At 60.7% G+C, this 12,993-nt stretch carries 12 protein-coding genes; 4 read left to right on the forward strand and 8 right to left on the reverse strand.

Translation table 11 applies throughout. The annotated features are described in order from the left end of the window. Positions 1-141: 141 nt before the first annotated feature. The 3 genes from B0G75_RS11410 to B0G75_RS11420 all read right to left on the reverse strand — a co-directional run bounded on the left by B0G75_RS11410 (position 142) and on the right by B0G75_RS11420 (position 3,250). Positions 142-1,158: an MBL fold metallo-hydrolase gene (locus B0G75_RS11410; protein ID WP_258194393.1), complete on the reverse strand. Its 1,017-nt coding sequence runs from the start codon at positions 1,156-1,158 to the stop codon at positions 142-144. Between the two features lie 87 nt (positions 1,159-1,245). After that, a complete protein-coding gene (locus B0G75_RS11415) occupies positions 1,246-1,650 on the reverse strand; it encodes a hypothetical protein (protein ID WP_181309228.1) in 405 nt (134 codons plus the stop codon). A 649-nt stretch (positions 1,651-2,299) separates the two neighbouring features. Beyond that, a complete protein-coding gene (locus tag B0G75_RS11420; RefSeq protein ID WP_106304688.1) occupies positions 2,300-3,250 on the reverse strand; it encodes a LysR family transcriptional regulator in 951 nt (316 codons plus the stop codon). 106 nt (positions 3,251-3,356) lie between these two features. Here B0G75_RS11420 and B0G75_RS11425 point away from each other — a divergent pair, with 106 nt between their 5' ends. The 3 genes from B0G75_RS11425 (at position 3,357) to B0G75_RS11435 (ending at position 5,369) form a co-directional block, all read left to right on the forward strand. Next, the gene (locus B0G75_RS11425; RefSeq protein ID WP_106304691.1) at positions 3,357-4,091 is read left to right on the forward strand and encodes an SDR family NAD(P)-dependent oxidoreductase; all 735 of its coding nucleotides are present in this window, start codon (positions 3,357-3,359) and stop codon (positions 4,089-4,091) included. A gap of 29 nt (positions 4,092-4,120) precedes the next feature. Next, positions 4,121-4,762 (forward strand): NADPH-dependent F420 reductase, encoded by a 642-nt coding sequence (locus B0G75_RS11430; RefSeq protein WP_374956889.1) that lies wholly within the window; start codon positions 4,121-4,123, stop codon positions 4,760-4,762. Between the two features lie 190 nt (positions 4,763-4,952). Next, positions 4,953-5,369 carry a nuclear transport factor 2 family protein gene (locus tag B0G75_RS11435; protein ID WP_106304697.1) on the forward strand — a complete coding sequence of 139 codons (417 nt, stop codon included), beginning with the start codon at positions 4,953-4,955 and terminating at the stop codon, positions 5,367-5,369. Between the two features lie 14 nt (positions 5,370-5,383). Here B0G75_RS11435 and B0G75_RS11440 read toward each other — a convergent pair whose 3' ends face one another. Beyond that, on the reverse strand, positions 5,384-6,511 hold the full coding sequence (locus tag B0G75_RS11440; RefSeq protein ID WP_106304700.1) for an aminotransferase class V-fold PLP-dependent enzyme: 1,128 nt from the start codon (positions 6,509-6,511) through the stop codon (positions 5,384-5,386). 273 nt (positions 6,512-6,784) lie between these two features. Between B0G75_RS11440 and dinB the strand changes: the two genes are divergently transcribed. Next, on the forward strand, positions 6,785-7,930 hold the full coding sequence (dinB, locus tag B0G75_RS11445; protein WP_106304703.1) for a DNA polymerase IV: 1,146 nt from the start codon (positions 6,785-6,787) through the stop codon (positions 7,928-7,930). Between the two features lie 79 nt (positions 7,931-8,009). Here dinB and B0G75_RS11450 read toward each other — a convergent pair whose 3' ends face one another. The 4 genes from B0G75_RS11450 to B0G75_RS11465 form a co-directional block, all read right to left on the reverse strand. Next, positions 8,010-9,467, reverse strand: coding sequence for a heavy metal sensor histidine kinase (locus B0G75_RS11450; protein WP_106304706.1), 1,458 nt, complete (start codon positions 9,465-9,467; stop codon positions 8,010-8,012). After that, positions 9,464-10,150, reverse strand: coding sequence for a heavy metal response regulator transcription factor (locus tag B0G75_RS11455; protein ID WP_007176723.1), 687 nt, complete (start codon positions 10,148-10,150; stop codon positions 9,464-9,466). The genes B0G75_RS11450 and B0G75_RS11455 overlap by 4 nt, the downstream gene beginning before the upstream one ends. 112 nt (positions 10,151-10,262) lie before the next feature. Further along, on the reverse strand, positions 10,263-11,759 hold the full coding sequence (locus B0G75_RS11460) for an efflux transporter outer membrane subunit (RefSeq protein ID WP_106304709.1): 1,497 nt from the start codon (positions 11,757-11,759) through the stop codon (positions 10,263-10,265). Next, entirely contained in the window at positions 11,756-12,979 is a 1,224-nt protein-coding gene (locus B0G75_RS11465; protein ID WP_106304712.1) for an efflux RND transporter periplasmic adaptor subunit, read from the reverse strand. Before B0G75_RS11465 ends, B0G75_RS11460 begins: the two co-directional genes overlap by 4 nt. Between the last annotated feature and the right edge of the window lie 14 nt (positions 12,980-12,993).

The raw sequence follows: 12,993 nt of genomic DNA on the forward strand, positions 1-12,993 counted from the left end.
GGCGCCGGAACTTCTTTCGGTGGGTGATAACCACCACCCACATTACGCAGCCGAGCCTTCGTCCCGATCCGGCCGAATCGATCGAGAAGAATCCGCGTCAATGTTCTTCGGCAGAAAGCGCGACTACCAGCCTTGAAGTTTTTATTGCAGGCCGACGTACACCATCTTCGTGAACTGGCTCCCATTGAAAACAAAGTTGCCCCATTTGGCGTCGAAGGCCGCCGTCGGCTTGGCCGCGATAATTTCGTCCAGTGATTTGCCTTGCGATTTCAGGCTTGCGACGCTGTTGCGCACGGTGACAAGCATGTCGCGGAATTCGATCAGTTGGGCGCGCGTGCCCACCGCGCCGTGGCCGGGAATGACGATGGTGTGGTCTGTCGTGAATGCCACAGCCTTGTCGGCCCATTGGATCGCCCCGTCGATGTTGCCGCCATCTTCATTGTCGATATACGGATAAATCCCGTTCCAGAAAGTGTCTCCCAGCGCTAGCACATCTGCTGTTTTGAAGTAGACCCATAAGTCACCGTCGGTGTGACCATGACCGAAATTCTCCACTTCGATTTTCGTTCCTGCGAAAGTGAAGGTCTTTTCGTCATTCACAATCAAGGTTGGGCGCGCGCCTGCCGGCACCGGATCGAAGGTCCAATTCCATGCGTTGACATGCGTAGTCTCGGTCAGATGCCTCAAGGTATTCCCGTGCGCAACAATGGTGGCGCCAGCTGCATGCATCCATGCGTTGCCATCGGTATGATCCCAATGCCAATGCGTGTTCACTACGTATTTCAGCGGCACGGGGCTGATCTTGTCGAGCGCGGCTTGCAGCTTTTCCTGCGATTTGCTGATGCCCGCATCAACCAGAAACTTGCCTTCCTTGCCCGACAGGACGGTAATGTTGCCGCCGGAGCCCATTAGCACGGTGATATTTCCGCGCAGGGGCTGCACGACGATTTCCCCATCGGCACGGCGTAAATATCGCGCACCCGCGCCAGTGTGAAAATAGTCGTCTGGCGCGGCGTCCTTACCGGGCGAAGACTGACTGCCGGTTTCGGCGAAGGTTGACGTAGCCGCCACCGGTAAGCCGGCAGCAATGACAATCGATACCAACAACAGTCTGGAAAGTACGCCAGATCTTTTTGCCTGTTTGACAAATGCATTCATGGTTTTTTACCTCTGTCGAGCAGACCGGATCGTCTGCATGTGTGTCGAGTATGGGAATAGACGACGAACTTCGATATCTGCCCAAGCTCATTGAAGGCAGAGCCTCCGGCCTTGCCGATGCGCTGCCAGCCAGCTAAAGATCAACAGCGTCGAAAATAAGGCGCCAGCAACGCAAACTCCCAGCCAGCCCGCTTTGTAATAAGCCACACTAGCCGCACTTGAACCGATTGCGCCGCCAATGAAATAGCAGGTCAGATAAATCGTCGTGATGCGGCTCCGCGCGTCTGGTGCGAGTGCATACATCACGCCTTGGTTGGAGATGTGTAAGCCCTGGACGCCCACGTCCAGAAGCCGGGCCGGACTATAGCCGAAGGTACTCGCTATAGCTGCCAGGAGCGGCTGCGAATAGTAGATGTTCGCGATAATGACGCCGGAGGCGAGCGCAAACAGTAACGTCAACCGTCTCGTGAGATGAGGTGTTAGAGCGGACATGAATATCCTTGTCACGGGTGGAGCCCGCGTCAGGCGTGGCGGCGATTCTTATACGTTGGAACGGCCTGGATGCGCTTCGGAAAACATTCCTTTTGGTATTCAGGAAAATCGTCAATTAGCTCTTGCATCGTCATCTCCTCAAACCGGGGGTTGAGGAGATCATGGTGCGATTTGGATATAGCGTCCAAGACCGGTTTACTATTCGGATGATAAGCACCGCCTATGGTTGAAGTGTCACGCTGCTGCGGCCCGGACGGTGCGTGCGCTCAGCTACGTAGCTACGATACCGTCAGGCATGCCGAAGAATTCGGTTGGCAGGCGGCTTGCATTGGACGATAAACGCTGCTGCAGTTGCACGCGTCGACGGCGGCGGTCAAACGGACTGCTGATTCACGGCGTCACCTTGCCGAGCACGCATTGCGCGGTGTAGCAATTGGAAGGCGGAATTTTTTATTCGCCGGTGCCGACTCTGGCCGGCGAACGCGCGGCTGCCATGAATAGTCTGACCGGTGCTGCACGTCTGAACGGCATTGATCCCGGAGCCTAGCTGCACTACGTCATCGAACGCATCGCAGATCACCTAGCGTAATGGTGAACGTCGGCGTCCGACAGCAGGCCTCGGTGGCTATTGCTCACGCGTAGCCGTCCTTCACAATTTCTTTTTGCCTGCCCGTGAGACGGAGCGCTTGCTGGCCCCCTTCGAAAAGCGTTGACGATTGCCAAGAAGCGCAACCAGCCGCGTCTCGCATTCGGAAAATGCGTACCCGCGCCGCTGCGAGATCATGAACGTGAGGGCGCGCATGTGCCATGCGCGCCGTTGGAGTTCGACAAGTGTTCCGTTCGCGAGGTCTTGCGCGACCAGATGATGCGGCATGTGCCCCCAGCATAAGCCGCCCCTGAGCAAATCGTGCTTCGCGCCGAGGTCATTCACCAGCCACTGGCGTTCACCGGCGACCCCCAGTTGGGTCTTTTCCGCATCGGGCTGATTGTCGGTTACGACGAGCTGGATGTGCCGGCCAAATTCTTCCCGCGCGATCGGCCTCGCGATTGCGGCCAGCGGATGCGACGGCGCACAGACAGTCACCATTTGCGCTTCACATAAATACTGCCTTTCTATGGTACCCGGGCTCAGCTCCGGCACGTCGGTGATCGTCACCGCCAATGCGCACGTTCCTTCGAGAACCAGGCGCTCGCCGCCTTGCATGGTCGTCATGCGCAGATTGATTGCAACGGTTGGAAAGTCCGACTGCAGCCTGCGCAGGCATTCAATCAGGTGCGCGCGCGGAAAATAGGTATCCACTGCAATCGAGACCTGCGGCACCCCGGCTTCAGCAATCGCAACCGCGCGCATCTTCATTTCCTCGGTGCGTGAGATCACCGCACGAGCATCAGGCAGGAGGCTACGGCCCGCTGCTGTAAGCGTGGCTTTGCGGGCGTTGCGTTCGAACAGCAACACATCGAAGGCACTCTCGAGCGCGTTGATCGCGTGACTGATCGCTGACTGTGCACGCCTTAGCTCCCGTGCAGCCCCGGAAAAGCTTCCCTGATCACACACGGCAACGAAGGCCCGAAGTTGATTGATGGTGACGTTATCAAGCATACGTATCTAAAAAGTAGATGGCAGCTATAGATATTCAGTCAATTGGCTTCATGGATCAAGAGGTCCAGAATCGTATCTCTCGCTTTTGTTTCGAAGGACGCATGACATGAACAGACTGAATGGAAAGACCGCCGTCATCACCGGTGGCGCTACCGGCATCGGCCGGGCCGCAGCAAAGCGTTTCATCGAGGAAGGCGCGTTTGTCTTCATCTTCGGCCGGCGGCAGGAAGCACTCGACGCCGCTGTTGCCGAGCTCGGGCCCAATGCCCGCGCGGTGAAGGGCTCGGTCTCCGATCTGGCCGACCTCGACCGACTCTACGCGGCGGTGAAGGCCGAGCGCGGAACCCTCGACGTCGTTTTCGCCAATGCCGGGACGGGAGGCCTGCTTGCGCTAGGCAAGATCACCGCCGTGCACATCGACGAAACTTTCGACACCAACGTGAAGGGTACGATCTTCACGGTACAGCAGGCGCTGCCGCTGATGGGCAACGGTGGTTCGATAATCCTGACCGGATCGAGCGCCGGTACCACGGGCGCCCCGGCAATGAGCGCCTACAGCGCGAGCAAGGCGGCAGTGCGCAACCTCGCACGGACCTGGGCGGAGGAGTTGAAGGGCACCGGCATCCGGGTCAACGTGCTGTCACCCGGGGCGACGGCGACCGAACTCGCGAAGGAAGCGCTAGGCGAGGAAGGCCAAAAGGTCTTCGCCTCGATGACTCCGCTCCAGCGCATGGCCGATCCGGCAGAGATCGCAGCGGCCGCCGCCTTTCTCGCGTCGCCGGACAGCAGCTTCATGACTGCTAGCGAGGTTGCCGTTGACGGCGGCCTGGCGCAACTCTGACACGCTACGCCCGCCGGTCACTCCATTCGATATTCGGAGCCCGTAGGGCGTCGCACACCAAGGGAAGATATATGAGCTACGCAATTATTGGCTTCGGCAAGATCGGCCAGGCGCTTGCCAAGGCGTTTGCCCGAAGAGGCATCGAAGTGTCCGTTGCAACCACTCGCGACCCGGAAAGCTTTGCATCCGCCGCGGCCGCGATCGGACCCGAGATCATTCCCAAAAAACTGGCGGAAGCGGTCAAGGCGGACATCGTCTTTTTGGCTGTCGGTTTCAAGTCGCACCAGGATGTCGCGAAGGCGCTGTCCACCTGGCAGGGGAAGACTATCGTCGATGTGACCAATGCCTACGGCGTGTCCCCTGAGGAACTGGGGGGACAACCTTCTTCCAGGGTCGTCGCGCAGACGTTCACTGGTGGCAGGCTGGTCAAGGGCTTCAATCATTTGGGCGCTGCCGTGCTTGGACAGGATCCGGCCGTACATGGTGGCAGGAGAGTCGTGTTCCTGGCGAGTGATGATGATGGCGCCGCAGAAGAGATTGGTGCGCTTGCGGAAAATCTCGGTTTCGCGCCGATCAAACTCGGCGGCCTTTCGGAAGGTGGACTGCTTGTGCAGGCGCGGGGAAATAGCTGGGGTCAACTGATCTTTAAGGACCTGGTCAAGTTCGACTGATGAGTCGTGGTCGCAAGTTTCGATGCGATCCTGCTTCGTGGACAAAGAGCCAGCCACAGTTTGATTGAAGCGAGCGCGGCGCCGGCGGTAAGCCGCGCTCCGCTCATCTGGCGCGATGCCCTCGCCGGCAAATCCACAAGGTAGCCGACTAGATCGGACACGATCCGATAAAAGGAAATGGAGAGATTCAATGAGCGCCGAAGAGAATATTCAGATCGTAAAGGATTTCTTTGCAGCGATAGGTAGCGGCGACAAGCAAGGCGTGCTGGCGCTGGTTGCCGAAGATATTGAGTGGATCATTCCGGGCGAAGACTGGCCGCTGGCCGGCACGCACCGCGGGCACGCGGGATTGGCGAAAGTGCTTCAGAAGGCTTCCGACGAGGTGGAAACGACATACCCAGAGCCCCCCGAATTCGTGGCGCAGGGAGACCGGGTTCTGGTCGTCGGCGTCGCTATCGGGAAAATCAAAACCACGAACAGGACGTTCAAGGACGACTGGGTATTCGCCATTACCGTTCGAAACGGCAAACTGACGAATATCCGCGAATATATCGACACGCAAGCACTGGCGCGGGCCTCCGGGAGGGACGCGAACCCCAATCCCTGAACCATCTGGATGGACTAAACAATACTGCCCACCGCCTTCGCGAGCCTCTGCACCGCACCTTCCACATCATGCAGTTTGTCCAGGCCAAATAACCCAATACGGAAGGTCTTGAAATCCTCAGGCTCGTCGCATTGAAGCGGAACGCCAGCCGCGACCTGCAACCCTGCATCAGCGAACTTCTTGCCGGATCGAATCCCATCATCGTCCGTGTAGCTGACAACAACGCCCGGAGCCTCGAAACCTTGGGCCGCCACGCTTCTGAAACCCTTGTCCGCAAGGAGTGAGCGAACGCGCTTGCCGAGTTCAAGCTGCTCCGTTCTCACTTTATCGAAGCCGTATGCCTCGGTCTCCTTCATGACGTCACGCAATGTAGCGAGACCGTCCGTGGGCATCGTTGCGTGGTACGCGAACCCGCCGTTCTCATACGCTTCCATGATCTGCAGCCATTTGCGAAGATCGCAAGCGAAGCTGGTGCTCGTCGTTGCATCGATTCTTTCGCGGGCAAGCGGGCTAAGCATGACCAGCCCGCAGCACGGTGACGCGCTCCATCCCTTTTGCGGCGCGCTGATCAGGACGTCGACGCCGCTCGCCTGCATGTCGACCCAGACCGTGCCGGAGGCAATGCAATCCAGTACGAACATGCCGCCGACCGCATGCACCGCGTCGGCCACCGCGCGTATATAAGCGTCCGGCAGCATGATCCCCGATGCGGTTTCGACATGCGGCGCAAACACCAGATCCGGCTTGTTTTCCCTGATCGCAGCGACCACCTCTTCGATCGGCGGCGGCGCATACGCGGCCTGTCTCCCCTGTTCGACCGGGCGCGCCTTCAGCACGATCGCTTCAGAGGGAATGCCGCCCATGTCGAAAATCTGCGACCAGCGAAAACTGAACCAGCCATTGCGGATGACGAGACACTTCCTGTTCGTCGCGAACTGCCGGGCAACCGCTTCCATGCCGAAAGTGCCGCTGCCCGGGACGACTACAGCCGACTTCGCGTTGTAGACCTTCTTCAGAGAATCGGAAATATCACGCATGACTCCTTGAAAGAGCTGCGACATGTGATTGATGGATCGGTCGGTGTAAACGACTGAATATTCGAGGAGTCCCTCGGGGTCGACATCGGGAAGTAAGCCTGGCACGTTTTGTCTCCGGTTTTAGACGATATAAGGATCAAAACAGATTCTAACGAAAGCTACCTGTGGCCGAGGTAAAAAGCATTTTGCATTCGGGATCGCAGCGGAACCCAGTTTCCCGGGGTCCACGACCTGACAAAAACACTGTATGAATGTACAGTCTGGGTATTTGCGCCGCAGAACGCGATTTCTCGCGATATCGACGTTCATCACTACGGGCTCCGATAAGCGCCGTGTGGCCAAGACTAGACAGTGAACGCTATTTTTGAGTATCAAGGCATGCCAGATGATAGGCGCATAGCCCACATTGACATGGACGCGTTCTTTGCGTCCTGTGAACTTTCGCAGTATCCGGAACTGCGAGGCCAAGCCATGGTGGTTGCCGGCCGTCGTTCGGACGCGCCCCGAACCAACGCGGACGGCACGCGTGAATTCGCGCGGTTACGCGACTATGCGGGCAGAGGCGTCCTGACGACCGCAACCTACGAAGCACGGGCGCTTGGAGTTCATTCCGGCATGCCCACGATGCAGGCGGCCCGGCTAGCGCCGGATGCCATTCTCCTTCCGGTGAACTTTGATCTCTATCGAACGTACTCACGCCTGTTCAAGGACGCAATTCGGTCCGTAAGTCCGACAATCGAGGACGTGGGAATCGACGAGGTCTACGCCGACGTATCGCTCCTGAATGACGAATCGGAGCAAATTGCACGCAACCTGAAATCCGCCGTCTTCGAGGCAACCAATCTCACCTGTTCGGTTGGCATTGCGCCCAATAAGCTCCTGGCAAAACTCTGTTCGGACATGCAAAAGCCAGACGGAATCACGATCTTGCGGCTTGAAGATTTGCAAGCCAGGATCTGGCCCATGGCTGCCAGAAAAATCAACGGCATTGGGCCCAAGGCCAACGCCAGGCTGACGTCTCTAGGAATAACGACCATCGGCGAAATTGCCGCATGCAGCGAGCAATGGCTGATCGAACAGTTCGGACGCAGCTATGGGTCATGGCTTCGCAGAGTTTCCCATGGGCTCGATGACAGGCCCGTGGTGACTCATAGCGAGCCTGTCTCCATGAGCCGGGAGACCACCTTCGAGCAAGACCTGCACGCCGTACGACACAGGCAGGAACTCGGTGCCGCCTTTACCCGTTTATGCGAACAGGTGGCGCTGGATTTGCAGCGTAAAGGCTATCTCGCGCGCAGGATCGGGATCAAGCTTCGCTTCAACGACTTTCAGACGGTAACGCGTGACGTGACGCTCCCGGAACCCGTCGCGGACGCTAAGGCACTGCGTCACGCGGCCACCCAGTGTCTGAAACGGGTCGACCTTGTTAAATCCATCAGGCTGCTGGGCGTCAAGGCGGGCGGCCTCCAGCGTGCGGGAGCGACGGAGAGCGACGCGCCGGCTCAGTTCACGCTGGATTTTTAGTGCACGTGCCGGCAGCCGTGCAAATGTGTCTCGATGAGCCTCGAGACGACCTTCGAACGCCGCTGCGGCGTCTGCCGGTTCAGGCCGACTTGCTCTTCGCCAGCGACGAATAACCGCTTCCGTCAGCAGCCGCACTCGGGTTCGAGCGCGCTGCCGGCACGCCGGCTTCCATTGGCGAAACCGCCGCGACCGAAAACACAAAGGTGTTGATGCCGTGCGCGCTTTGCGCCGACACGCTGCCGCGATGCATCTCCGCGATCGCCTTCACGATCGCAAGACCCAAGCCGTGGTTTTCGCGGCTATTCGTGCGCGAGACTTCCGCGCGATAGAACCGGTCGAACAGATGTTGAAGCACATCTGGCGAGATCGGCTCACCGGGATTGGCCACCGCGACGCGCACCTGGTCTTCCTCACTCACGATCGTCACGCTGATCTCTGCACCCGGCTCGCAATGCTGGATAGCGTTCATCAACAGATTCGTGCAGGCGCGGCCAAACAGCGAGCGATTCACGCGCGCCATGGCGTCGCCGCGCAATTGAGCACGCACCCGCGCTTCTTCGAGCGGTATCTCCAGAAACTCCAGCGTATGCGCGACTTCCGCGGCCAGCGACACGTCGACGAGGCCCGTCGCACGTTCGCCCTGATCGGCGCGAGCGAGGAACAGCATGTCGTTGATGATCGCCCGCATGCGCTCATACTCTTCGAGATTCGATTGCAACGTATGGCGCAGATCGTCGACCGAGCGATTGCGTGTCAACGCCACTTCTGTCTGGCCGATCAGAATCGTCACCGGCGTACGCAGTTCGTGGGCCACGTCCGCATTGAACGATTCGAGGCGGCCATACGCGCCGTCGAGGCGCTCCAGCGCGCCATTGAAGGAGTTGGCCAGGTCGTTCAGTTCGAGCGGCAGCGAGGCCGTATTCAGACGCTGCGAGCGGTTATCTGGACTCACAGCGGAAGCGTCGCGCGTGAGGCGCGTGAGCGGCGCGAGGCCGAGCCGCGTGACCGAATAGCTGAGCAACAGCACGGCGAGACTGCCGAGCGCCGACAACGCGGCAAGCGCCAGGGCGAACACGCGCATGGTGCGCACATTGGGCGAATAGCTCACGGCCACTTGCAATTGCACCGCCGGACGCGCGCCGTAAGCCGGGAGCGTCGCCGTGGAGGTCAGCATGTCCTGGCCGCCGCCAGCCGGCGTCACGCGCGAATAACCGTCCGCCCAGTTCGTGACCACCGTGCCGTCGACCGGTGTGCCGTAATGGAAATACGGATCGGTGCTCGACACCGCATACACCGTGCTGCCGTCGTGCGGTGTCATGTCGGTGAGTTTTTCCCGCGCCATGCGCCACTTCTCCGGCGTCACGGCGTGATACACGATGATGCGCGCGATTTGCGTGCGGTCGTCGAGCGACTCGCGCAGATGATGTTCGAGCTGCGTGCGCAGCACCAGAAAAAGCCCCGTGCCGACCAGCGTGAACACGAACAGCGCGACGAACGCGAACATCAATGCGAGGCGCCGGGCAATCGAGCGATTCATGACTGCTCCGCCTCTTCGCGCACTTCGAGCACGTATCCCATGCCGCGCACGGTATGCAGCAGTTTCGAGGGGAACGGGCCGTCGAGCTTGGCGCGCAATCGTTTGATCGCGGTCTCGACCACGTTGGTATGACTGTCGAAGTTGACGTCCCAGACGAGTTCGGTAATCGCGGTCTTCGACAGAATGTCGCCTTGCCGGCGCGCGAGCACGCTGAGCAGTTGGAATTCCTTCGCGGTGAGATCGAGGCGCACACCGTCGCGGGTCGCGCGCCGGCCGATCAGATCGACGAACAGATCGCCGACGGAAATCAGCGTCGACTCCTGCGAGCGCGTGCGGCGCGCGAGTGCATGGAGCCGCTCGACCAGTTCGAGAAACGAAAAGGGTTTGGTGAGGTAGTCGTCCGCGCCTTCGCGCAGGCCGCGCACGCGATCGTTCACGTGATCGCGCGCGGTGAGCATGATGACCGGCGTGGACTTGCGCATACGCAGCGCTTTCAGCACGCTGAAGCCGTCGCGCTTGGGCAGCATCACGTCGAGAACGATCACGTCGTAATCGAATTCGGTGGCCAGATGCATGCCCTCCTCGCCGTCGAGCGCGACGTCGACGACCCACCCCTGCTCTGTCAAACCGGAGCGCAGGTAGTCCACCACCTTGTGCTCGTCTTCAACAATCAGCAATTTCATGCGCGTCCCCTTGTATGTGCATTATACGAAACGCCTTGCAATCGTCTTGCGCACCGCCGCGTGCTTCCGCTGCTGCCCCTGTTGCTGCCCTGCTGCTTCATGATCTGCCAGCTCACCGCGCGGGAGCCATCGCCTCCTTCGTGTCGTTGGGCTGCGCGCTCGCGGGCGTATTCGACATGTCCGCACCGACGTCCCAGCCGCCGCCGAGCGCCTTCACGAGCGAGACCGACAGCGTCATCTGCTGGCCGTGAATCTGCACGTCCTGGCGCTCGCTGGTGAGCAGCGACTGCTGCGCGGTGATCACGTCGAGGTAAGCGACGAGGCCGCCCGAATAGCGGTCGTTGGCGAGCGCCAGCAGATGCCGCGCATCCGTGACGGCCTCGCTCGACTGCTTCGCCGCGCCGTCCAGCACGGAGAGTCCGGTGATGCCGTCCTGCACCTGCTGGAACGCGGTGAGCACGGTCTGGCGATAGTTCGCCTCGGTGGCCTTGTAGCCTTCGCTTGCAAACTTCACGTTGGCCGCGCGGCGGCCGCCGTCGAACAGCACCTGGCCGACGGCCGCGCCGAGCGTCCACATCAGCGTCGGCGCGCTCAGCAGACTGGCGAACTGCGTGCTTTCCCAACCGATGCTCGGCGCCAGCGTGAGACTCGGAAAAAACGCCGCCTTGGCGACGCCGATCTGCGCGTTCGCCGCGGCCATCGCGCGCTCCGCCGAAGCGACATCCGGCCGCCGTTGCAACACGTCGCTGGGCACGCCGAGCGCAATCGCCGGAACCTGCACCGCAAGCACCTTGGGCTCGATCGAAAACTGCGGCGCGGGCACACCGACCAAAGCGGCGATCGCATGTTCGAACTGCGCGCGCTGATTCAGCAGCAGTTGCGCCTGCACCCGCGTCGAGTCGAGCAGCGACTTCTGCTGCAGCACGTCGAGTCCGGACACCGAGCCGAGATCGTGTTCCGTGGTGACGTAGTCGAGCGCTTTCTGCTGCAGTTTCACCGACTGATTCAGCACGTCGATCTCGGCGTCGAGTTCACGCAGCGAGAAATAGTCGCTGGCGAGATCGGTGGTGAGCACGAGCCGCGCGTTGGCGAGATCATCCGCCGATTGCTGCGCGGAAGCCGCCGCGCCCTCCACCTCGCGACGTATCCGGCCGAATAGATCAGTGTCGTAGCTGATGGTGGGGCCGAGCTGCACATTGTTTTGCACCGTCGACGTCGTAGCCGTGCCGTAGTTCGTCCGCGGACGGTTCTGCGAAATCCGGAAGCGCGATCCTTGCGCCGCGAGATCGACTTCGGGAATCTGCTGCGCGCGGTTGTTCGCGAGCGTCGCCCGCGCCTGCTCGTAGTGCGCGCTGGCCGCTACCAGCGTCTGATTCTGCGCGAGCGCCTGCGTTTCCAGCGTGGCGAGCGTCGGATCGCTGAACGCGTTCCACCAGTCCGGCGAAATCGGTGCATGAGACGGCACGGCCACGCGCCAGTACGAATCGGTTTGCCAGGTGGGCGGCACTTCTGCCTGCGGCCTTTCGTAATTCGGCCCGACCGTACACGCGGCCAGTAGCGCCGCGCCAGCGAGCGTCGTCAACGCACGGCATGTGGCCACGCGCTTCACGACGCCCCCTTGCCGTTGGCCTGCGGCTGCTGGATCTGCACGTGATCGCCGTCCGCGATCGAATCGCTCGGGTTGATGATGATCTTGTCGTTCGCCTCGATGCCGCTTTCGATTTCGAGTGACTGTCCGAGGTCCTGCGCGATCACGATCTTGTGCAACTGCACGTTGCCCTGCGCATCGACCACCGCGACGCGCGGGCCTTCGGCGCGAAACAGCAGTGCGTTGCCCGGCACCATCAATTGGGCGTGCGCCACGGCCGGCACCGCGACCTGGACATATGCGCCCGGTCGCAGTTTGTCGTCCGGATTCGGCAGTGTCACTTCGACCTGCAGCGAACGGGTCGGCACGTCGATCGCGCCGGAAATGTGCGTGATCGTGCCGTGGAATTGCTGGCCCGGCAATTCGGCCTGCGTCACCACCACCTTCTGTCCCACCGACACGTTTTGCGCGTACGCCTGCGGCAATTGCACATAGACGCGCAACGGGTCCGACTGCGCGAGCGCAAACAGCGCGCGGCTGGTGCCGCTGCCCGCATCGATCAGGTCGCCGACATCCACGTTGCGTTGCGTGACCACGCCCGCGAACGGCGCGACGATGCGCTTGAACGATTCGAGCTGCTGCAGGCGCTTGACGTTGGCATCGGCGGCAGCGAGGTTGGCCACGTCCTGCGAGTAAGTGCTTTGCCGTTCGTCGAGTTCCTGCTGCGAGACTGCATCGCGTTGACGCAATTGCTGCCAACGGTCCAGCGAGCTCTTGGCGAGGCCGAGGCTCGAACTGGTTTGCTGGCGCTGCGCCAAAGCCTGCGCCAGTTCCTGGTCGATCTCCGGCGTATCGAGATCGGCAAGCAACTGGCCCTGCTTCACTCGCGTGCCGATATCGGCGTACCAGTGCAGCAGATAACCGGTGGAGCGCGCGTAGATCGGCGATTCGACGAAGCCGCGCAGCGTACCCGGCAGCAAGGTATTGCCGCCGCCTTCGGTCTGGGTCGGACTCACCACGTTCACATACTGCGTGGCGTTCTGCTTCGTGGTCTCCGCCACCGAATGGTCCTGCATGATGTTGGCGATCACGGTGCGCAAGGCCCCGACGGCTAACAGCGCCAGCACGATCCACATGGCGATTTTGGCGCGTTTCCATTCTTGATGGCGCGGCGGCAAAGCGTGGCCGCCCTCCGTCTCTCGCGCAGGAATCGCTAGCGATGCATGAGTTTTTTCGGTCATCTCAGTCAGCCATC

It is taken from the genome of Paraburkholderia sp. BL18I3N2, assembly GCF_003001875.1.
GTDB classification, from domain to species: Bacteria; Pseudomonadota; Gammaproteobacteria; order Burkholderiales; family Burkholderiaceae; genus Paraburkholderia; species Paraburkholderia phytofirmans.

Excerpts from the sequence above, each read along its gene's own strand:
- B0G75_RS11410 (WP_258194393.1), bottom strand. The coding sequence starts at position 1,158 with ATGAATGCATTTGTCAAACAGGCAAAAAGATCTGGCGTACTTTCCAGA.
- B0G75_RS11415 (WP_181309228.1), bottom strand. The coding sequence starts at position 1,650 with ATGTCCGCTCTAACACCTCATCTCACGAGACGGTTGACGTTACTGTTT.
- B0G75_RS11420 (WP_106304688.1), bottom strand. The coding sequence starts at position 3,250 with ATGCTTGATAACGTCACCATCAATCAACTTCGGGCCTTCGTTGCCGTG.
- B0G75_RS11425 (WP_106304691.1), top strand. The coding sequence starts at position 3,357 with ATGAACAGACTGAATGGAAAGACCGCCGTCATCACCGGTGGCGCTACC.
- B0G75_RS11435 (WP_106304697.1), top strand. The coding sequence starts at position 4,953 with ATGAGCGCCGAAGAGAATATTCAGATCGTAAAGGATTTCTTTGCAGCG.
- dinB (WP_106304703.1), top strand. The coding sequence starts at position 6,785 with ATGCCAGATGATAGGCGCATAGCCCACATTGACATGGACGCGTTCTTT.
- B0G75_RS11450 (WP_106304706.1), bottom strand. The coding sequence starts at position 9,467 with ATGAATCGCTCGATTGCCCGGCGCCTCGCATTGATGTTCGCGTTCGTC.
- B0G75_RS11455 (WP_007176723.1), bottom strand. The coding sequence starts at position 10,150 with ATGAAATTGCTGATTGTTGAAGACGAGCACAAGGTGGTGGACTACCTG.
- B0G75_RS11465 (WP_106304712.1), bottom strand. The coding sequence starts at position 12,979 with ATGACCGAAAAAACTCATGCATCGCTAGCGATTCCTGCGCGAGAGACG.